At 68.3% G+C, this 18978-nt stretch carries 16 protein-coding genes; 8 read left to right on the top strand and 8 right to left on the bottom strand.

Annotation, left to right across the window (positions count from 1 at the left end; all coding sequences use genetic code 11):
* Nucleotides 1–3: 3 nt before the first annotated feature.
* The 4 genes from mscL to AC5L3X_RS09230 form a co-directional block, all read right to left on the bottom strand.
* Nucleotides 4–423: a large conductance mechanosensitive channel protein MscL gene (gene mscL, locus AC5L3X_RS09245; RefSeq protein WP_189129213.1), complete on the bottom strand. Its 420-nt coding sequence runs from the start codon at nucleotides 421–423 to the stop codon at nucleotides 4–6.
* Between the two features lie 68 nt (nucleotides 424–491).
* Complete coding sequence (locus AC5L3X_RS09240; protein WP_494856343.1) at nucleotides 492–698, bottom strand: DUF397 domain-containing protein; 207 nt, start codon at nucleotides 696–698, stop codon at nucleotides 492–494.
* A gap of 117 nt (nucleotides 699–815) precedes the next feature.
* Nucleotides 816–1022 carry a DUF397 domain-containing protein gene (locus tag AC5L3X_RS09235; RefSeq protein WP_494856341.1) on the bottom strand — a complete coding sequence of 69 codons (207 nt, stop codon included), beginning with the start codon at nucleotides 1020–1022 and terminating at the stop codon, nucleotides 816–818.
* A 136-nt stretch (nucleotides 1023–1158) separates the two neighbouring features.
* Nucleotides 1159–2007 (bottom strand): helix-turn-helix domain-containing protein, encoded by an 849-nt coding sequence (locus AC5L3X_RS09230; RefSeq protein ID WP_494856340.1) that lies wholly within the window; start codon nucleotides 2005–2007, stop codon nucleotides 1159–1161.
* A 599-nt stretch (nucleotides 2008–2606) separates the two neighbouring features.
* Between AC5L3X_RS09230 and AC5L3X_RS09225 the strand changes: the two genes are divergently transcribed.
* The 5 genes from AC5L3X_RS09225 (at nucleotide 2607) to AC5L3X_RS09205 (ending at nucleotide 10815) form a co-directional block, all read left to right on the top strand.
* Entirely contained in the window at nucleotides 2607–3161 is a 555-nt protein-coding gene (locus tag AC5L3X_RS09225; protein WP_494856339.1) for a hypothetical protein, read from the top strand.
* A 304-nt stretch (nucleotides 3162–3465) separates the two neighbouring features.
* Nucleotides 3466–5559, top strand: coding sequence for a glycogen debranching protein GlgX (gene glgX / locus AC5L3X_RS09220; protein ID WP_189129218.1), 2094 nt, complete (start codon nucleotides 3466–3468; stop codon nucleotides 5557–5559).
* Nucleotides 5552–7678 (top strand): malto-oligosyltrehalose synthase, encoded by a 2127-nt coding sequence (treY, locus tag AC5L3X_RS09215; RefSeq protein WP_494856337.1) that lies wholly within the window; start codon nucleotides 5552–5554, stop codon nucleotides 7676–7678. The genes glgX and treY overlap by 8 nt, the downstream gene beginning before the upstream one ends.
* Complete coding sequence (gene treZ / locus AC5L3X_RS09210; protein ID WP_494856336.1) at nucleotides 7668–9374, top strand: malto-oligosyltrehalose trehalohydrolase; 1707 nt, start codon at nucleotides 7668–7670, stop codon at nucleotides 9372–9374. The genes treY and treZ overlap by 11 nt, the downstream gene beginning before the upstream one ends.
* Before the next feature lie 280 nt (nucleotides 9375–9654).
* Nucleotides 9655–10815 (top strand): hypothetical protein, encoded by a 1161-nt coding sequence (locus tag AC5L3X_RS09205; RefSeq protein WP_494856335.1) that lies wholly within the window; start codon nucleotides 9655–9657, stop codon nucleotides 10813–10815.
* 332 nt (nucleotides 10816–11147) lie between these two features.
* Here AC5L3X_RS09205 and AC5L3X_RS09200 read toward each other — a convergent pair whose 3' ends face one another.
* The gene (locus tag AC5L3X_RS09200) at nucleotides 11148–12218 is read right to left on the bottom strand and encodes a winged helix-turn-helix transcriptional regulator (RefSeq protein WP_494856334.1); all 1071 of its coding nucleotides are present in this window, start codon (nucleotides 12216–12218) and stop codon (nucleotides 11148–11150) included.
* 62 nt (nucleotides 12219–12280) lie between these two features.
* Between AC5L3X_RS09200 and AC5L3X_RS09195 the strand changes: the two genes are divergently transcribed.
* The 3 genes from AC5L3X_RS09195 to AC5L3X_RS09185 all read left to right on the top strand — a co-directional run bounded on the left by AC5L3X_RS09195 (nucleotide 12281) and on the right by AC5L3X_RS09185 (nucleotide 14920).
* Entirely contained in the window at nucleotides 12281–13078 is a 798-nt protein-coding gene (locus AC5L3X_RS09195) for an ABC transporter permease (RefSeq protein WP_494856332.1), read from the top strand.
* Nucleotides 13078–14007: an ABC transporter ATP-binding protein gene (locus tag AC5L3X_RS09190; RefSeq protein ID WP_494856330.1), complete on the top strand. Its 930-nt coding sequence runs from the start codon at nucleotides 13078–13080 to the stop codon at nucleotides 14005–14007. Before AC5L3X_RS09195 ends, AC5L3X_RS09190 begins: the two co-directional genes overlap by 1 nt.
* A gap of 61 nt (nucleotides 14008–14068) precedes the next feature.
* Nucleotides 14069–14920 carry an ABC transporter permease gene (locus AC5L3X_RS09185; protein WP_494856328.1) on the top strand — a complete coding sequence of 284 codons (852 nt, stop codon included), beginning with the start codon at nucleotides 14069–14071 and terminating at the stop codon, nucleotides 14918–14920.
* Nucleotides 14921–15065: 145 nt separating this feature from the next.
* On the opposite strand, the gene AC5L3X_RS09180 is transcribed toward AC5L3X_RS09185, so the two are convergent.
* The 3 genes from AC5L3X_RS09180 to AC5L3X_RS09170 form a co-directional block, all read right to left on the bottom strand.
* Nucleotides 15066–16664 carry an FAD-dependent monooxygenase gene (locus tag AC5L3X_RS09180; protein ID WP_494856326.1) on the bottom strand — a complete coding sequence of 533 codons (1599 nt, stop codon included), beginning with the start codon at nucleotides 16662–16664 and terminating at the stop codon, nucleotides 15066–15068.
* A 357-nt stretch (nucleotides 16665–17021) separates the two neighbouring features.
* Complete coding sequence (locus AC5L3X_RS09175) at nucleotides 17022–18467, bottom strand: FG-GAP repeat domain-containing protein (protein ID WP_494856325.1); 1446 nt, start codon at nucleotides 18465–18467, stop codon at nucleotides 17022–17024.
* Nucleotides 18468–18630: 163 nt separating this feature from the next.
* Nucleotides 18631–18921 (bottom strand): MTH1187 family thiamine-binding protein, encoded by a 291-nt coding sequence (locus AC5L3X_RS09170; RefSeq protein WP_494856323.1) that lies wholly within the window; start codon nucleotides 18919–18921, stop codon nucleotides 18631–18633.
* Nucleotides 18922–18978: the final 57 nt, after the last annotated feature.

Below are 18978 nucleotides of genomic sequence, written 5' to 3'. Positions count from 1 at the left end.
GGGCTACCTGGGCTTCTCCGAGGCGGGCACCAACTCCACCGTGCAGTGGGCGCACCGTCGTGCCTCGACCGGGACCTCGCTGAGGCACTCGGGGCATTCCTTGGTCGTGGCCGCCTTGTTCCGGTCGAACCTGCTGATCAGCCGCGTCATCGGCATCACGATCAGCCAGTAGACCACCGCCGCGATGATCAGGAACGTGATCAGGTGGTTGAGGAAGTCGCCGTACTTGAACTCACTGCCGTTGACCGTGAACGAGTAGTCGGCGAAGTCCGGCTGCCGGCCCCCGGTGACCGCCCCGATCAGCGGCGTGACCAGATCCTCGACCAGCGCCTGCACCAGCCCGCTGAACGTCGCTCCGACGATCACCGCGACGGCCAGCTCGACGATGTTCCCGCGTAATAGAAATCCCTTGAATCCGCCCATGGCGGGGGCACATAGCCGGGGTGAACTGTTCGAAACCTGAAGCAGGTGTGCAGGCTGGACGGGGCTCGTCAGACGCGGGGGGCGAGCCGTTCGAGATCGAAGAGACCTTGCTTGACGCCTTCGGTGAAGGTCTGCCATTCCTCGAAGGTGAACGTGAGGGCGGTGCTGCTCGTGTCCTCGCTACTCCGCACCCAAACCTGGCCGTCCAGCGCGGCGACTTCGACGCAACTGCCGTTGTTGCACGAGTGCCAGATCGCTGAGGTGTGGGAACTCATGCGGCATCACCCTGAAAGATCGCCATGGAGTTGTCGTCAAGCAATCCTAAACCGGCTTTTCCGGCGTGCTTGACTATTGGGATGAATGGGCCAAAAGGGGCGATACTTAGTTTGTGGTCAGTAGCCCTGGTCGTCCGCGCCTTTTATGGGACCGATGAATTTCGTCCACCCTTCGGGGGAGAAGGTCAAGGTGCCGCCGTCGATGTTCTTGGAGTCGCGCAGCCCGATGGATCCGTCGGGCAATAGCGCTACTTCAACGCAGTTGTTGAGGTCACAGCGCGAAGGCTTCTTCCAGATGATCTCAGGCAGGGGACGCGAGGTCATGGTTGCTCCATGCGGAATGATGGCCCGACGTGTCTCGAACAATGTTCGGGCGCCAGTGATCCTTTGACGTCGGTGACGTCCCAGGCACGCACATGGTACTTGACGGTGGCAATTGCCAGCGGTGCTTTTGGGGGATTCAACCCACTTGAGAAGCGAACTGTCCTTGTTGATGGGAAATGAGCGCTGATGACGCCTGCGGGTTGAGCGCTACCGCGCGAAGATGATCGACTATCTCGCGGAAGCGAGCCAGGTGCTTGGCCTTCTCCTCGAAGATGTGACCGGCGATCGTCTCCATGAACACGGTGTCGGAAAGGTGGGTGTCCTCGTCGAACTCCAGGAGCATGAACGCGCTGTCAAAGCCCATATGGGCACCCACGGTGTAGGGGATCACCTGGATCGTGACATGGGGCAGCTCGGCCATCTGGAGCAGTCGTTCCAGTTGGTCCTTCATGACGCCGGCGCCACCGATGTGGCGATGCAACGCCGACTCGTCGAGCAGCACCCAGTAGTGGGGTGGCCCGGCGCGATGGAGCAACTCCTGGCGTTTCATCCGGATCTCGATCTTCCGGGACAGCAGCGTCTCGTCGATACGGGGAACGAATCCGCGGGTCACGGCTCGGGCGTACTCCTCGGTCTGGAGGAGCCCCGGGATCGTCGTGGTCTCGTACTCGGTGATGGTCGAAGCCTCGTTCTCCAGCCCGATGAGCGGGCCGATGTCAACGCCTTCGCCCTGCTGCCACCAGCTCTGCTCGCGTGCGTCCTTGGCGAGCGCCATGAGCTGGGTCGCGTCGTCGATGCCATAGAGCTTGCACAGGTCGCGCACGTCTCGCAGACTGACCCGGCGCTGCGCTGTCTCGATGCGGCTGATCTTGGCCGGGGAACAGAGAATGTGCTCGCTCACCTCGGCGATGCTCAGGCCGGCTTCCAGGCGTAGCTCGCGTAGGCGCTTTGCCAGCTGTCGCTGCCGGAGAGTGGGATTCGCCATGATCCTCCGTTCAGCTGCCCAGCTCGGAGCTGATGTCGGCGACGCGGGCTGACCAAGATCCTACCGCGCGGCGGGCTTGCTGGAGGCATATGAGTTATGCAAACGTCACCGGCAAGCTTCATAGGCAATTGCCATTGGCATGCGGCAAAGTTGGGAATATAGGCAAATAGAGGTGTGCGAAGCGGCCTCGGCTGACCGGTGAAAGAGCCGTCCAGGGCCCGTGAGCAGGCCCTCCTCAAAGGAGGTCGGAAAGACACGAAGCTGGGCCGATGTGGCCGCATCGACCCAGCCGACGATCATCCACAGCTGTCAGAGCAAAAAGGACGATCCACGATGGATGCTAGCAACTTAGTAATCAGGCGGGAGCCTGGTGTACCTGTCCGTCGCCTGCTGGTCACGGTCCTGCGGATCCTCGACGAGTGGGCCTTCCGCGACCTCGACGCGAGAGCCCGGGCGCGGGGCTGGGAGGTGCACCGACCGGCGCCGTTGACGCGGGTCTATCGCAGCCCTCGGCTGGGGATCTGCCCCGCCTGCGCCGGGGAGGGGTTCACCTGGCAGGGGATCTGTCACACCTGTCTGGGCTCGGGAAGAGCGCGGCCGTGACGAGGTGGGCGCTGCTCGAAGAACTGCACCGGGCCACCACGCCCATCACGCGGCCGAACCCGGTGGTCGTGGGGTGGCGGTGGCGGTACGAGATCGGTGCCGCCGTCGCCCTCCCACTGGTCGGGTACGTGTTCGTGGACGGGCTGGGGCCGATGTCGCCGATCGCGGGGGTCCTCATCGGTCTGATCCTGCTCTGGCCGCCGGCCCGGTCGGAGGTGTGGGGCCGGATCCGGTGCGTGGTCACCGCGCACCGGATTCGGCACGGCTTCGTCGAGGCGTACATTGTCAGCAGGCGAGGAAGGATCCCGGTCATCCTCTGGTGCGCGCCGGCGCCGTCCGGCGAGCGCGTCTGGGTGTGGTGCCGGGCGGGCACCACAGCCACGCACATCGAGCAGGGCCGCGAGATCATCGCGGCCGCCTGCTGGGCCGCAGACGTGACGGTCCGGCCGCGCGACGGCAGCCCGCACTGGGTGTTGCTGGAAGTGACACGGCGAGGCCGCGCCGGAGCGGCCCAGCCGCCTGAGCCCAGGCCCGTACGCGGCCTGCGGTGAACGTGAGCCGCCTTCGACACCGCGCCGTCGGAGGCGGCTCACCATGTGCCGATCCATGTGCCGATCCGTGAGGCGATCCAATGGGGCGATCCAACGGGCCTGTCCAATGGTGTGCGCCGGGTGTGGCTAAGGAGCCGATCGCGGGGAAGGACCCTGAGCGGTCTGCTGGGGGAGGGGGAGCGAGTGCGGTGACGGGTCACGTCCCGACGTGCGGAAACCTTCATCCGCGTACACGGCCGAACACGCCGGGCTTGTCGGGTGCGGCGGGGGAACGGAACATGGGGAAGAAGCGCAAGGAGCCTCGATGATCGAAATCTGGCCCGGAGACCCTTATCCCCTCGGGGCGACCTATGACGGCGCGGGCACCAACTTCTCCCTCTACACGGAGGTCGCGGACCAGGTCGAGCTCTGCCTGTTCGACGAGGCCAACAGGGAGTCGCGGGTGCCGCTGACCGAGGTCGACGGCTTCATCTGGCACGGCTATCTGCCCGGCGTCGGGCCGGGGCAGAGGTACGGTTACCGGGTCCACGGGCCCTACGACCCGGCGCACGGGCTGCGGTGCAACCCGGCCAAGCTGCTGCTCGACCCGTACGCCAGGGCGATCGAGGGCGGCGTCGCCTGGAACGAGGCGGTCTACGGCTACCGGTTCGGCCAGCCCGACTCGCGCAACGACCTCGACTCGGCGCCCTTCATGCCGCGCTCCATCGTGGTCAACCCGTTCTTCGGGTGGGGGCACGACAGGCCGCCGTCCACGCCGTACCACGACACGGTGATCTACGAGGCGCATGTGCGGGGGCTGACCATCAGCCATCCCAAGATCCCGGAGCGGATCAGGGGCACCTACGCGGCACTCGGGCATCCGGAGATCGTCGACCACCTGACCAAGCTGGGGGTGACGGCGCTCGAACTGATGCCGGTGCACCAGTTCGTCACCGACGACATCCTGGAGCAGCGCGGGCTGTCCAACTACTGGGGCTACAACTCGATCGGGTTCTTCGCTCCGCACAACCGTTATTCCAGCCAGGGGCAGCGGGGCGGTCAGGTGCTGGAGTTCAAGGCGATGGTGCGCGCCCTGCACGAGGCCAACATCGAGGTCATCCTCGACGTCGTCTACAACCACACCGCCGAGGGCAACCATCTCGGCCCCACGCTGAGCTTCCGGGGCATCGACAACCCCGACTACTACCGTCTGGTCGACGACGACCCGCGCTACTACATGGACACCACGGGCACGGGCAACAGCCTGCTGATGCGTTCGCCGCACGTGCTCCAAATGATCATGGACTCGTTGCGCTACTGGGTCACCGAGATGCACGTCGACGGGTTCCGCTTCGACCTGGCCTCCACCCTGGCCCGTGAGCTGCACGAGGTCGACCGGCTGAGCGCGTTCTTCGACCTGGTGCAGCAGGACCCGGTGTTGTCCCAGGTCAAGCTGATCGCCGAGCCGTGGGACGTGGGGCCCGGCGGCTACCAGGTGGGCAACTTCCCGTCGCGGTGGACCGAGTGGAACGGGCGCTACCGCGACACGATCCGCGACCTGTGGCGGGGACAGCCGGCCACGCTGCCCGAGTTCGGCTCCCGGATCACCGGGTCGAGCGACCTCTACCAGGACGACAGCCGCCGTCCCGCGGCCTCGATCAACTTCGTCACCTGCCATGACGGTTTCACCCTGCAGGACCTGGTCTCCTACAACGACAAGCACAACGAGGCCAACAAGGAGGGCAACCGCGACGGCACCGACGACAACCGCTCCTGGAACTGCGGCGTGGAGGGGCCGGCGGACCTGCCCATCGAGTCACTGCGCGAGCAGCAGAAGCGCAACTTCCTGACCACGCTCTTCCTGTCGCAGGGTGTTCCGATGCTCTCCCACGGCGACGAGCTCGGGCGCACGCAGCGCGGTAACAACAACGGCTACTGCCAGGACAACGAGCTGACCTGGGTCGACTGGTCCGACGTCAGGGAGAACTGGCTGCTGCTGGAGTTCACCCAGAGCCTGGCCGCGTTGCGCAAGAAGCACCCGGTGTTCCGGCGCAGGAGGTTCTTCTACGGCAAACCGGTGCGCGGTCTGAGCGACATCGCCTGGCTCACCCCCTCAGGTGAGGAGATGACCGACGGCGACTGGAACGTCGGATACGCCAAGTCGCTGGCCGTGTTCCTCAACGGCGATGCCATCACCGAACCCGACAGGCGCGGCCGGCCGATCCGGGACGACTCGTTCCTGCTGCTGTTCAACGCCCACCACGACACGATCAGGTTCACCATCCCCAAGGACTACGGCGAGATGTGGCTGACAGAGATTGACACGGCGATGCCGATCAGCGTGGACATCCGGATGTGCCGGGCCGGCGAGGGAGTGGCGGTCCCGGGCCGCAGTGTGCGGGTGCTGCGTCGTGTCTAGGCCAACCTCGACCTACCGGGTCCAGCTGACGCCCGACTTCGGCTTCGCGCAGGTGGCGGAGATCGCCGGCTACCTGCGCGAACTCGGGGTCAGCCACGTCTACCTGTCGCCGATCCTGCAGGCCACGCCCGGCTCGCGGCACGGGTACGACGTGACGGACCACTCCCGGATCCGTGAGGAGTTCGGCGGCGCCGGGGGCCTCCGGGAGATGGCCGAGACGTTGGCCGCTCACGACCTGGGCATCATCGTCGACATCGTGCCCAACCACATGAACACCACCAACGCCGCGTTCTGGTCGGTGCTGAAGGACGGCCCGGCCTCGCCGTACGCCGACTGGTTCGACATCGAGTGGATCGACGGGAAGGTGGCGCTGCCGGTGCTGGGCGACAGCACCGAGCCGGTCGTCGACGGCGACGTGCTGCGCTACCACGAGCACACCTTTCCGCATCCCGGGCACTACCGGCTGGTCGACTGGCGCGAGGGGCCGGGCTACCGGCGGTTCTTCGACGTGTCGACGCTGATCGGGCTGCGGGTGGAGGACCCGGCCGTGTTCTTCGCCACCCATGAGGTGATCTTCTGGCTGCTCGACGAGGGGCTGGTCGACGGGCTGCGGATCGACCACCCCGACGGGCTGGCCGAGCCGCGCGGCTATCTGGAACGGCTGCGCGACAGGTCCGGCGGCGTCTGGACGGTCGTGGAGAAGATCCTGATCGGTGACGAGCGGCTGCCCGATGACTGGGCCTGCGACGGCACCACCGGCTACGAGGTGCTCAACCGGGTCAACGGCCTGTTCGTCGACCCGGCGGGCGAGCGGCCGCTGATCGACCTGTTCACCCGGCTGACCGGCGGGCCCGACCGCTACGCGCCGGTGATGGCCCAGGCCAAGCGCGAGGTGCTCGACCTGTTCTTCGGCGCCGAGGTGGGCCGGCTGGCCCGGGCGACCTCCGGTGACCCCGCCGCCGTCGCCGAACTGCTCGCCGCGATGCCGGTCTACCGCGCGTACGTCGTGCCCGGAGAGCCGCCGCCGCCCGAGTCGGTCGAGATCGTCGAGCGCGCCGCCGCCACGTGCTCGCCCGCCGTCCGGCCGCTCGTCCAGCAGGTCCTGTACGGTTCGCCGGAGGCCATCACCCGGTTCCAGCAGACCTGTGGGCCGGTCATGGCCAAGGGGGTCGAGGACACCGCGCTGTACCGGTGGTTCCCGCTGTCCTGCCTGAACGAGGTGGGCGGCGAGCCGGACGTGTTCGGCACCTCGGTGGCCGACTTCCACGCCTACTGCGCCGACCTGCGGCCGTACACCATGACCACGCTGTCCACGCACGACACCAAGCGGTCGGAGGATGTCCGGGCCCGGCTGTCGGTGCTGTCCGAGCTGCCGGAGGAGTGGGCGGCGGCGGTCACGGAATGGTCCGAGTCCGTACGCCTCGACCCCGACCTCGACTACCTGGCCTGGCAGAACCTGATGGCGGCGTGGCCGATCTCCGCGGAACGGTTCACCGACTACCTGCTGAAGGCGGCCCGCGAGGCCAAGACCGCCATTTCGTGGATAAATCCGGATACGTCGTACGAACAGCGGCTCCGCGACTTCGCCGAGGCGGCCGTGAAGCTCCCGATCGGTGAGTTCACCGCGCGAATCGACCGCTACGCGATGTCCAACTCGCTCGGGGCCAAGCTCGTGCAGCTGATGATGCCCGGGGTGCCCGATGTCTACCAGGGCAACGAGACGACCGACTTCTCCCTGGTCGATCCGGACAACCGGCGTCCGGTGACGTTCCCGGCGACGCCGGCGACTCGGTGGGACGAGGCCAAGCTGCTGGTCACGACCCAGGCGCTGCGGCTGCGACGCCGCCTGGACGCCGCCGCCCCGTACCTTCCGATGGAGGCGGACGGGGAGGCGGCGGAGCACGTGATCGCCTTCGCCCGCGGCGAGGACGCCGTCGCGGTCGCCACCCGGCTCCCCGTCGGTCTCGCCCGCCGCTCGGGCTGGGGCGACACCACGCTGACGCTGCCCGCCGGCTCCTGGCGCGACCTGCTCACCGGTGAGCTCCACGCCGGACAGGTCGCGCTGTCCTACCTGCTCGACCGCCACCCCGTCGCACTCCTGGAGAGACATGATCTTTGAGGTCTGGGCACCCAAGGCCACGGCTGTCGAAGTCGACGTCCTCGATGGGCGCCGGCCGATGTCCCCCCGGGAAGGCGGGTGGTGGGCGGTCGAGGTGCCCGAGGCGACCCACGGCACCCGCTACGGGTACGTGCTCGACGGGGACGGGCCGTACCCCGACCCGCGGACGAGGCGGCAGCCCGAAGGCATCTTCGGCCCCAGCGCCGTCTACGAGGACGCCCGCTTCACCTGGGCCGACGACGAGTGGACCGGCCGCGACCTGCGCGGCTCGGTGATCTACGAGATGCACGTCGGCACGTTCACCCCGGAGGGCACCTTCGAGGCGGCGATCGACCGGATCGAGCACCTCGTGGAGCTCTGCGTCGACTTCGTGGAGGTCATGCCCGTCGCGCCGGTGCCCGGCGGGCGCAACTGGGGTTACGACGGGGTCGACCTGTACGCGGTCAACGAGACGTACGGCGGGCCCGACGGGCTCAAGTCGTTCGTCGACGCCTGCCACCGCAACGGCATCGGCGTCATCCTCGACGTCGTCTACAACCACCTCGGGCCGTCGGGCAACTTCCTGCACCCGTTCGGGCCGTACTTCACCGGGTTCAGCGGGAGCTACTGGGGCGAGGCGGTCAACCTCGACGGTCCCGGCTCCGACGAGGTGCGCCGCTACTTCATCGACAACGCGCTGCAGTGGCTGCGCGACTATCACATCGACGGCCTGCGGCTCGACGCCGTCCACGCGCTGCACGACAAGCGGGCCACCCACCTGCTGGCCGAGCTGTCGGCGGAGGTCGACGCGCTGGCCTGCACGCTCGGCCGGCCGCTGTCGCTGATCGCCGAGTCCGACCTGAACGATCCGCGCATGGTCCGCTCGCTGGACGCGGGCGGCCTCGGCATGACCGCCCAGTGGAACGACGACGTGCACCACGCGCTGCACACCGCCGTGAGCGGCGAGAGCCACGGCTACTACGAGGACTTCACCGGCCTGCGGGCGCTGGCCAAGGTGCTCACCCGAGGCGTGCTGCACGACGGCGGCCACTCGACCTTCCGCGGCCGTCGCCACGGCGCGTCCTACGAGGGAGTCGCCGGGCACCGGCTGGTCGCCTGCCTGCAGAACCACGACCAGATCGGCAACCGCCCCATGGGTGACCGGCTGCCGATGACCGCGCTCAAGCTGGGCGCCGGGCTGCTGCTGACCTCGCCGTTCACGCCGATGCTGTTCATGGGCGAGGAGTGGGGGGCCGCCACGCCGTTCCTGTTCTTCTCCGATCACGTCGAGCCGCAACTGCGCGAGAGCGAGGACGAACGCCGGCGGATCGAGTTCGAGGGGTTCGGCTACACCTGGGATGCGCCCCACCCTTCGGACGAGAAGACCTTCCAGAAGTCGAAGCTCGACTGGGGCGAGCTCAAGGACGAGGACCACTGGTCGCTGCTCTGCTGGTATCGCGATCTGATCGCGCTGCGCAAGGCCCTGCCGGAGCTGTCGGACCCGCGGCTGGACCGGGTCCGGGCGGAGGTCGACCCCGACGGGAAGTGGCTGGTGATGTGGCGGGGGACGCTGGCCGTGGCGGTCAACTTCGGGACCGAGTCGGTGACCTTACCGCTTGAGGTGGGCAGCGTACTGCTGGCGTCGGACGAGCCGGTCTCGGTGAGCGCCGAGGGGCTGTGGCTGCCCGGCCAGGCGCTGGCGATCTGCCGCCCGTAGTTCTGACGCCACGTCCGGAGTCGTTCTGACGGTGCGCGCTCGCAGTCGTCCTGACGCGCTCGCGGTCGGTCTGGCACCGTGCCCGGCGTCGTGCCGAATGCCCGCGTCCGCCGTCGTCACGCCGTGGGCCACGGCCCTGGCGGGTGCGGTCCTTGAACGGTCGCGGCCATCCACAGGAGTGGCCGGGCAGCATGGCGTTGTCCACAGAACGTGGTTCGCCTTGATGAACATGCCGGGGACTTGCCGATCCTGGATGCCTCACCGAGCCCCGGAGGCGTCCATGAAGATCACACTTACCCTGCCCGGCACGCTGACCTCTGCCTTCGTCGTAGCGATGGAGGGCATGCCCGTCGCGGTCGAGTCACTGGTGCCATGGCATGTCGCCGGACACCACCGGAAGGCCGCGGTGAGCGCCTTCGGCGGGCCGGGACTGATCGTCACGCACGTCAGATCCCCGTGGAAGCCGGAGGGAGTCGACCTGACCGGCGACGAGCGTCATCTGCTGCGCCGCGCCGGGCAACACCTCCTTGTCTCGACCACCGCGCCGCCGCACACGTTCCCGACGAGTGTCCAGGTGGCCAGGGCCACGGCTCGCACCCTCGCCCGTGCGTACGACGGCCTGATCATCGACCCGCTGACCGGCATGACGGTGGCGAACTGCCCGACGTGTCCCGACGAGCCCGCCGAATTCCGGCTCGCCGACGGCTGGGTCGGCTGGGACGTCCATCCGTACGCCGCCGCCGGCACCACACCTCACCCACCCGGCGACCTGGCCGACCGCGAGGCGTATGCGCACGGTGATCAGGCCGATCGCGAGGCCAATGTGTACGGCGATCCGGCCGGTCGCGAGGCATGCTCTTCCTGTGGTCCGGATGACCTCGCGGCCGGTACGTCTTGCGATCCGGGCCGGCCTTGGGGGTGCCCTTCCGGTGAAGCGGTCCGTGGAGGCGCGTGCGGTGGTCTGCGGGTCACCTCCCGAGGCCTGAGGCGCTTCGGGCTGCCCGAGATCACACTCGACGGGGTGGCCTGCGCGCACCGGCTGTGCGCCGGCAACGTGCTCCGCATGGTCGCTCATCGCCTCGTCACCGACCACTTGGCATTCATCGCGGCGCACCCGGACGCCGCGAGGCGGGTGATCGACGACCATCTTCAGGTCGAGAGGGCTGAGGAGGTCTCCGGCGACGGCGGTCCGTCCTTCGGAGTCCGGCTCACACCCTGCGACGCCGACGCTCCCGGCCCCGGATCTGCGGGGAGTGTCAAAAGGCTCAAGGTGGGCCCCATCCACGGCACAGGCCAGATCGCCTTCCTCAGGGTGGGGCCGCCGTCGGGATCCACCGGGTCGTCTGACGACTGGCTGTGCGTCACGCGGGAGGGGGTGCATGATGCTCGGGCCTCAGTGAGACGGCCGGGCCTGACACCATCCCGGGCCTTGGCCGCCTGATGCTCCGGTGACACCGGGCAGCCGACCGAGACCTTGCCACGTGGAAGCAGGTCTCCATCCGTCGCGGGCCTCGCCTACCTGTCGACCCACGATGATCGTCACTTCGGACCTGGTGAAAGCCACGATGACGGCGCTTCCGTTTCTGCGGCGCTATGGCCGGACCGACAGAACCCCGTATCCGTAGCTGGCCGGCCACGCGGCGATGTGGCCGGGGGCAGCCAGGCACGGGGGCCGGGCTATGGCGCGGGAAGTCCGGGCCGGGGTCCGGGTCGGGGTCCGGGCTATGGCGCGGAGGTCGGGTCGGGGTCCGGGCTATGGCGCGGGGGTCCGGCTTATGGCGCGGGGGTCCGGGCTATGGTGCGGGCGACTTCGAGGGACTCGGCGACGGCCTCGGGGATGTCGAGCACCGGGAAGATGACATGGCGCACGGTGCGGGCGCGGTCGGCGATCAGGATCATCCGCTTGAGGCGGAGAGCCTGCCCGGCCCTGAACGTGGGCAGCCGCAGTGCCGCCGCCAGCCGCAGGTCCACGTCGGAGAGCAGGGCGAACGGGAGGTCCTCGGCGGCGGCGAAGGCGGCCTGCTCGTCGGGGCGCTGGGTGCTGACGCCGTGGATGGCGATGTCGTGGGCGGCGAACTCCGGCTCCCGGTCACGGAAGAGGCGGTTCTCCAGCGTGCAGCCCGCCGCACCCGGCACCTGGCCCCAGTAGGGCGGCAGGGGAGCGGGCATGCCCGGCGCCGGGAAGCCGAACAGCACGGTCGCGGCCGCGTCCGCCACCACGTCGGCATCTCCCGGCGAGGGGCCGCCAGGCAGTGGATCCGATCCGGTGGAGGACGGCGCCGGTCCGGGAACGCGGCGGGATTCCGGTCCGCGGGCGACGGCGGGCGACGGGGGTCGGTTCTCGGCTGACGAGGACGTGGCGGGGGAGGACGTGGCTGACGTGGCGGGGGAGGACGTGGCGGGGAGTGTGCCGGGAAGTGTGGCGGGGAGCAGGAAGGGGGCGGGGATGCGGGTGCCGAGCAGGGCGTGCAGGCGGGCGGCGGTCGAGCTCCGTGGTGCGGCGACCCCGGTGAGGGTGCCGTCGCCGAGGAGCCAGCGGTCCGCCCAGTCCTGCATGGTGATCAACATGGGGGCGAGCGCCCAGCCCGCGTCCGTCAGCACGTACTCGTGCCGCACCGGCCCCGTCTGGTAGGGCTCCCGCGCCAGCACCCCGTGCTCCACCAGGTGTTTGAGGCGTTCGGTGAGCACCTTGCGCGAGATGCCCAGCTCGCCGAGCAGGTCGTCGAACCGGTGGTGACCCCGCGTCACCTCCCGGAGGATGAGCAGGCTCCACCAGTCGCCGATCACGGCCGCTGCCTGGGCGATCGAGCACTGGGCGTCCTGCGCGCGTAGCTCCCTGGCCATGAAGGGACTTTACCTGATTGTCAGTCTCTGATAAAAACTGAGTCAGTTCCCAAAGGAGACTTATGGCAGTGGCATGGGCGACCCTCAGACGGTCGTGGCTGGTGACCAGGCGGGCCTACCCCTGGTCCTACTTCATCAGCACCCTCTTGCTGGGTGTCTTCACCATCGGTCTGGGCTACCTCGGCTTACGGGCCATCGCGGGCGACCAGGTGTCGGCAGAGTTCACCGGCAAGGCGGGCACCGGCGACTACCTCGGTTACATCGCGGTGGGGGCCGCGGCCTACATGTTCGTCGTGCACGGCATTCTGTGGGCCGGCAAGGCCATGCTCCAGGAGCAGCGCGAGGGCACGATGGGCGCGCTGATCGTCGCGCCGGCGCGACGCCTGCCGTACCTGCTGGGGTTCTCCGCGTTCGCGGGCACCGCCGTCGCGATCGAGGTGGCGGTCCTGCTCGGCTTCGCGGCGCTGTTCGGGGTGCGGCCGGCGACCACGGGAGCGGTGGACGCCGTGCTCGCCGTCGTAGGGCTGGCCCTGGCCGTGTTCGGGATGTCGGTGGTGCTGAGCAACGTGATGATCGTCGCGGGCGAGGCGCACATCACGCAGAACACTGTCTTCTACTCGATCGCCTTGCTGTCCGGGTTCACCTTTCCGAGGGACTACCTGCCCGAGGTGTTCCAGTGGCTGGGTGAGCTGGTGCCGGTCACGGCGGCCATGGACGTGATCCGCGGTGTCTTCACCGGTGGCACCGGCCTGCCGCTCGACCGCCTGGGCGTCGCCGTACTGATCAGTCTGCTCTACGCCGCCGCCGGGCTGCTCTCGATGCCCTGGGCGGAGCGCAGGGCCATGGAAAGGAGTTACTGATGATCGAGACCATCGGCCTGCGCAAGGAGTTCGGCGCGAAGGTCGCCGTGGACGGGCTGAACCTGACCGTCCCCGGCGGCCGGGTCACCGGACTGCTCGGCCTCAACGGCGCGGGCAAGACCACCACGATCAAGATCCTGGCCACGCTGCTCCGGCAGACGTCCGGCACGGTTACCGTGGGCGGACTCGATCCCGTCAAAGATCCACATGCCGTACGGAAGAGGATCAATCTGATCGCGGGCGGCGAGCGCATGGTCTACGCACGGATGACCGGCCGCGAGAACCTGTGGTACTTCGGCCAGCTCTACGACGTCCCCTCCAAGGTGCTCAAGACACGCATCGAGCAACTCCTCGAACTCGTCGGGCTGACGAGCGCCGCCGACATGCGGGTCGAGCGATACTCGCGGGGCATGACCCAGCGCCTGTCCATCGCTCGCGGTCTGATCAACGACCCCGACTACCTGCTGCTCGACGAACCGACGCTGGGCCTTGACGCGCCCATCGCCCGCGACCTGCGCAAGGTCGTGGCCGGACTGGCCGAGTGCGGCAAGGGAGTGCTGCTCACCAGCCACTACCTGGCTGAGGTGGAGCAGCTCTGCGCGCACGTGTACGTGATCGGCGACGGCCGCCACCTGGCTCAGGGCGCGCCCGCCGAGCTGATGGCCCAGACCGGATGCCACCGCACGGTGCGCGTCACGGTCACCGACCTCACGCCACGGATCCGGGCGGCCGCGCTGGCCTTCGACGACGCCGTACGGTTCGCGCCCGGAGGGGTCGTCGAGCTCAACCGGCCCGGTGAGGTCGCGGGAGCGCTGACCACGACGATCATGGAAGCGGGCGGTACCCTCGGCGGGCTGGAGATCGTCGAGCCGTCGCTGGAGGACGCCATCCTGGCGCTCAACGACCGGTCACCGGCGGTGGTCGCGTGATCCGGCCATCGAGGAGCGTGATGTGCGCGACCTGCGAGCTCAATCCGGCCAGCCTGTGCCCGTGCCTGATCATGCCCTGGCAGCTGACTCGATGAGGCACGCGGTGAAGATCCTGCGGGCCGAGGCGCTCAAGCAGCACCGCCGGATCTTCGGCAGCAAGCTGGTCGTCTGCTCGATGCTGCTCTGGCCGTTGCTGACGCTCGCGGGCGCTTACTACACGCTTCAGCCGCTGGCGGCCACCCCCGGCATCGCCGGCCGCTGGCCACTGGCCGCCGACCCGGAGCGGTTGCTCGCCTTCCTCGCCACCGGGGCGCTCGGGTTCACGTTCTTCTTCTCGATGGTCCAGTCGGCCTGGCACTTCTCCTTCGAGCGCCAGACCGGCACGCTGGAGCTGCTCTTCCTGTCGCCGGCCAACCGGCTGGTGCTGGTGATCGGCAACGGATTCGGCGCGCTGGTGCAGAACGCCTGGCTGTTCGCCTGTTTCGTCGCGGCCATGTTCACCTTGCTCGACGTGATCGACGTGGCTCATCCGGGGATGTACGCGGTCGTCTTCCTGGCCGTGCTGGTGCCCGCTGTCGCATGGGGGGCGTTCCTCAACAGCTTGTTGATCTTCTCCAGGGACTCGGCGTTCCTCTATACGCTGCTGGACGATCCGATGTGGTTCGCCAGCGGTGTCCGGTTACCGACGTTCGCGCTGCCGGGCTGGCTTCAGGCCGTCGGTTCGGTGCTGCCGCTCACCGGAAGTCTGATGGTCGTGCGCGGTGCGCTGCTCGACGGGCAAGGTGTGGGCGATCTCGCCGGTGAGCTGGCGGGGCTGGCCGTACTGTCTGCGGTCTTGCTGCTCGGAGCAGTCGTCGCGCTCAAAGCGGGCGAGGCGCGGGCACGACGGACCGGGCAGCTCCGACTCTTCTGACCGGTCGCCAGCCGACGCACCGGCTCCTCTGACCGGAAGGCCGGCCGACGCACCCGCTTCTCTGACCGGAAGGCCGGCCGACGCACCCGCTCCTTTGACCGGAAGGCCGGCCGAAGCCTGCGCTCTTCGGAGCGATCGCCTGCGGTCAGCGGCTGAGCACCTGACGGAGCACCCGTTCCAGGGTGGCGGCTGGATCGGGGTCTTCGCCCCGCGAGCGCCAGGCGACATATCCGTCGGGACGGACCAGCACGGCGCCGCCCTCGCCCACGCCGTACCTCTCCTGCCAGCGCCCTTCCACGTCCACGAACTCCTCGTCGATCAGGACGCGGGTGAGCTGGATGCCCAGCCGTTCCCGGGCCAGGCGCCCGGCCTCCATCCATGCCCTGCCCTGTCGCTCTGCCATCAGCACGAACCCCGACGCGAACAGGTCGACGGTCGAGATCCGCTGCCCCTCCCAGTCGAGCACCACGTGCGGGGCCCGGTTGCCGGGCCGCCCGACCGGCACGCGGGCGTCGTCCAGGATCGACCCGTCGTCATCGGGGTCGTCCAGGATGGCCGTCGAGTGATAGCGGCAGCCGAAGATGGCCCGGAGGGGATCGTCGAGTGGCTCGGGATAGTCGGCGCGCTGGGCGGGCGGCATCCGTACGCCCAGGTTGGCCAGTTGCGCGTTGGCGGTCAGCGCGCCGACCGGGCGCCGCTCGGCGTCGTAGGCGTCGAGGAAGCCGGGACCCGCCTGGCCGGAGAGCACCAGCCAGAGCCGCCAGGCGAGGTCGCACCCGTCCTGGATCGCGGTGGTGCCACCCTGCCCGCCGGTGGGCGGCATGGTGTGCGCCGCGTCGCCGGCCAGGAAGACCCGCCCCTCGCGGTAGCGGTCGGCCAGCAGGTGGGCCAGGGCGAAGGTCGTCCGATCGAGGATCCGGACCTTCAGATCGGGCACGCCGGTGGCCGTCCGGACCAGCTCGACGCAGCGTTCCATGGTGAAGTCGTCTTCGCTCTCGCCCAGGGAGGTGTCGTAGTTGACGCCCAGCACATGCGCGCCGACGCCCGTCCCGGTAAGGATCACGCCGGTGAGGACGTCGTTCCGCAGGTACCAGACCGTGACCTCGCGCTGCCGCACCAGGCCCGTCAGGTCGGCGTCGAACATGATCGAGCACATGTTGCCCAGTTCGCCCCGCCCTGTCGTGGGAATGCCCAGCTTCTGACGGATCGGGCTCCGGTAGCCGTCGGCGGCCACCACGTAGTCGGCTCGTACGGTGGTCTCGACGCCATCCGCGCTGATCACCGCGGTCACGCCGTCGGCATCCTGGTCGAGCGAGAGCAACTCGGTGCTGAACCGCACGTCGGCGCCCAGCTCCTCGGCCTTGGCCCGGAGCACCCGCTCCACCTCGGCCTGTGGCGCTCCCGACTGCTGGGCGGGCGTCGCCTCGGTGAGGAAGGCGAAGTCCGCGTCTGATTCGTCGATGATCACCTGCGGGTCGGGGTCGCTCAGGCTGGAGGCGATGGCGATGCGCGTGTTGTCGCCGATGCCCGCCCAGATCCCCCTGAGCGTCTGTTCGAGGCCGGGCACCGGCCGCAGCAGCTCGACGGCCCGGGGGCCGACGCCGAACGCCTTGGGCTGGATCGACGTGCTGGGATGCCGCTCGACCAGCATGACGGGGACTTGCCGCCAGGCCAGCAGCGCGGCCGCGCTCAGCCCCGCGTAGCCGCCGCCGACCACGAGTACGGGAACTCGCTCCTGCTTCACGTCCACCTCCAAATACGCGTAATATCGCGTTGTCGATGGACACGATATGTCGCGTTGTGGAGATGGTCAAGACATATCGCGAACGACCAGAGAGCGTGCACAGCAGGTGGTGCACACCAGGCTCGCCAGAAGCCGTTGGGGTGGATTTATAGAAAAGCTGAAGACAGTCAGATGATCTTGATGAAGTGGCGTCCGAAGAAGAGGCCGGTCCAAAGCGTTGGCGCTGCTCTGTATTTCTCTGCGGAGGTGCGAGACCTGGGAGCGAGCAGAACCCTCCGGCGGTGTGGTCTCTGACAAGACCACACCGCCGGAGGGGTTCGTACTGCTCGACGCCGAGGTGCCTTGGCGAATCAGGCGTCAGAAGATGGTGTCGAAGGCGGACCAGTTGTTGCTGAAGGCTTCGCCGGTGCCGGATTGGAAGCTGCCGGTGCCGTTGCCTCGGTAGAGGTGCAGGTCTTTGGTGGTGGTGTTGCGGGCGATGATGTCGGCTTTGCCGTCGCCGGTGAAGTCGCCGGGGCTGAAGATGGTGTCGAAGGCGGACCAGTTGTGGCCGAACGCCTCGCCGGTGCCGGATTGGAAGCTGCCGGTTCCGTTGCCTCGGTAGAGGTGCAGGTCTTTGGTGGTGGTGTTGCGGGCGATGATGTCGGCTTTGCCGTCGCCGGTGAAGTCGCCGGGGCTGAAGATGGTGTCGAAGGCGGACCAGTTGTGGCCGAACGCCTCGCCGGTGCCGGATTGGAAGCTGCCGGTTCCGTTGCCTCGGTAGAGGTGCAGGTCTTTGGTGGTGGTGTTGCGGGCGATGATGTCGGCCTTGCCGTCGCCGGAGAAGTCGCCGGGGCTGAAGATGATGTCGAAGGCGGACCAGTTGTGGCCGAACGCCTCGCCGGTTCCCGATTGGAAGCCGCCGGTTCCGTTGCCACGGTAGAGGTGCAGGTCCTTGGTCGTGGCATTACGGGCGATCACATCGGCCTTGCCGTCACCGGAGAAGTCGCCGGGGCTGAAGATGATGTCGAAGGCGGACCAGTTGTGGCCGAACGCCTCGCCGGTTCCCGATTGGAAGCCGCCGGTTCCGTTGCCACGGTAGAGGTGCAGATCCTTGGTCGTGGCATTACGGGCGATCACATCGGCTTTGCCGTCACCGCTGAAGTCACGACCCCCGCCGCCCGCAACGTACGGCCAGATGGTGTTGACGATGATCTGGGCGTCACCCGCCTGCGGCTGATAACGCTCGGGATATGCCGACACCTGTACGGCCTGACATATCTGGCCGATCTGCGCCGTCATCCAGGTGTTGTTCGGATACTTCGACAGCATCTTGTTGAGGAAGGCGTTCGTCGCCCAGGTGGGATTGAGCCGCTGCGCCACGGTGCCCCACGACGCACGCTGCTGGAACAGGCCGAGGCTGTCGTGATCGAGTTCCTCGGCGATGTTGTCGATGCTCGACTCGACGATCGTCGTCGCGATGGCGATGACCGCGGCCCGCGAGTGCAACCCCCGGTCGTGCACCGCCTCGATCACCTTTCGCGCGCAGGAGACCCGGTACGCCGACATGTATCCCCGCATCTTGGCCGTCAGCTTGCCGTTGAGCTGCGTCGCGAGCGCGGAATCGGTCGGTGTCGTGCCCGAGGAGTCACAGGCCGCGAGGGCACGGGCCGTGGAGACGTCGCCGGCCCTCCTGGTGCCATCCGGATCGGGGTCCGCCATGGCGGCGGTCGGTGCGATCAGGGAGGTGACCGCCGTGACGGCCAAGGCCAGACCGGCGAGCCGCACGGCACCCGCCCGTGAGCCAGGTTGAACAACGCGCATCGGAGTTCCTTGTCTCGAGACCATTACGGCTGAGACAGGACACTGCTGGATGGCGGTACAAAACGCCTTCAGAAACTCTGTAACGGCACTTCGTTCACCGATGCTCGGCCGCCGGCGAAGGCGAAGGCGAAGGCGAAGGCGCCGGGGAAGGCGACGGGGATGGTCAGGGCAGGTGGCGTTCCAGCGACTCGAGCTTGCTCGTCATCCCGTCGGTGACCCCCTCGCGCAGGTCGGCCTTGAGCACCAGGCTGACTCGGGGCGCCACCTCCGCCACCGCGTCGACGGCCCGCTTGACGACCGCCATCACCTCGTCCCACTCGCCTTCGACGGTGGTGAACATGGCGTCGGTCCGGTTGGGCAGACCGCTGTCGCGCACGACCTGGACGGCGCGGGCCACCGGCTCGGCGACCCCTTCGCCGACGCCCAGCGGAGTGATGGAGAATGCGACGATCATGGGTGCCCCCCTCGCGGCTCGGGGCACGGCCCATCCGCGCCCGCGGACTCGGCCGGG

The sequence above is a fragment of the Nonomuraea sp. CX421 genome, assembly GCF_059358955.1.
This window is presented reverse-complemented; position numbering and strand designations above follow the sequence as displayed.

What these genes read in the sequence shown, in the direction of transcription:
- mscL (WP_189129213.1), bottom strand. Translation starts at nt 423, where the DNA reads ATGGGCGGATTCAAGGGATTTCTATTACGCGGGAACATCGTCGAGCTG.
- AC5L3X_RS09240 (WP_494856343.1), bottom strand. Translation starts at nt 698, where the DNA reads ATGAGTTCCCACACCTCAGCGATCTGGCACTCGTGCAACAACGGCAGT.
- AC5L3X_RS09235 (WP_494856341.1), bottom strand. Translation starts at nt 1,022, where the DNA reads ATGACCTCGCGTCCCCTGCCTGAGATCATCTGGAAGAAGCCTTCGCGC.
- AC5L3X_RS09230 (WP_494856340.1), bottom strand. Translation starts at nt 2,007, where the DNA reads ATGGCGAATCCCACTCTCCGGCAGCGACAGCTGGCAAAGCGCCTACGC.
- glgX (WP_189129218.1), top strand. Translation starts at nt 3,466, where the DNA reads ATGATCGAAATCTGGCCCGGAGACCCTTATCCCCTCGGGGCGACCTAT.
- treZ (WP_494856336.1), top strand. Translation starts at nt 7,668, where the DNA reads ATGATCTTTGAGGTCTGGGCACCCAAGGCCACGGCTGTCGAAGTCGAC.
- AC5L3X_RS09205 (WP_494856335.1), top strand. Translation starts at nt 9,655, where the DNA reads ATGAAGATCACACTTACCCTGCCCGGCACGCTGACCTCTGCCTTCGTC.
- AC5L3X_RS09200 (WP_494856334.1), bottom strand. Translation starts at nt 12,218, where the DNA reads ATGGCCAGGGAGCTACGCGCGCAGGACGCCCAGTGCTCGATCGCCCAG.
- AC5L3X_RS09195 (WP_494856332.1), top strand. Translation starts at nt 12,281, where the DNA reads ATGGCAGTGGCATGGGCGACCCTCAGACGGTCGTGGCTGGTGACCAGG.
- AC5L3X_RS09190 (WP_494856330.1), top strand. Translation starts at nt 13,078, where the DNA reads ATGATCGAGACCATCGGCCTGCGCAAGGAGTTCGGCGCGAAGGTCGCC.
- AC5L3X_RS09175 (WP_494856325.1), bottom strand. Translation starts at nt 18,467, where the DNA reads ATGCGCGTTGTTCAACCTGGCTCACGGGCGGGTGCCGTGCGGCTCGCC.
- AC5L3X_RS09170 (WP_494856323.1), bottom strand. Translation starts at nt 18,921, where the DNA reads ATGATCGTCGCATTCTCCATCACTCCGCTGGGCGTCGGCGAAGGGGTC.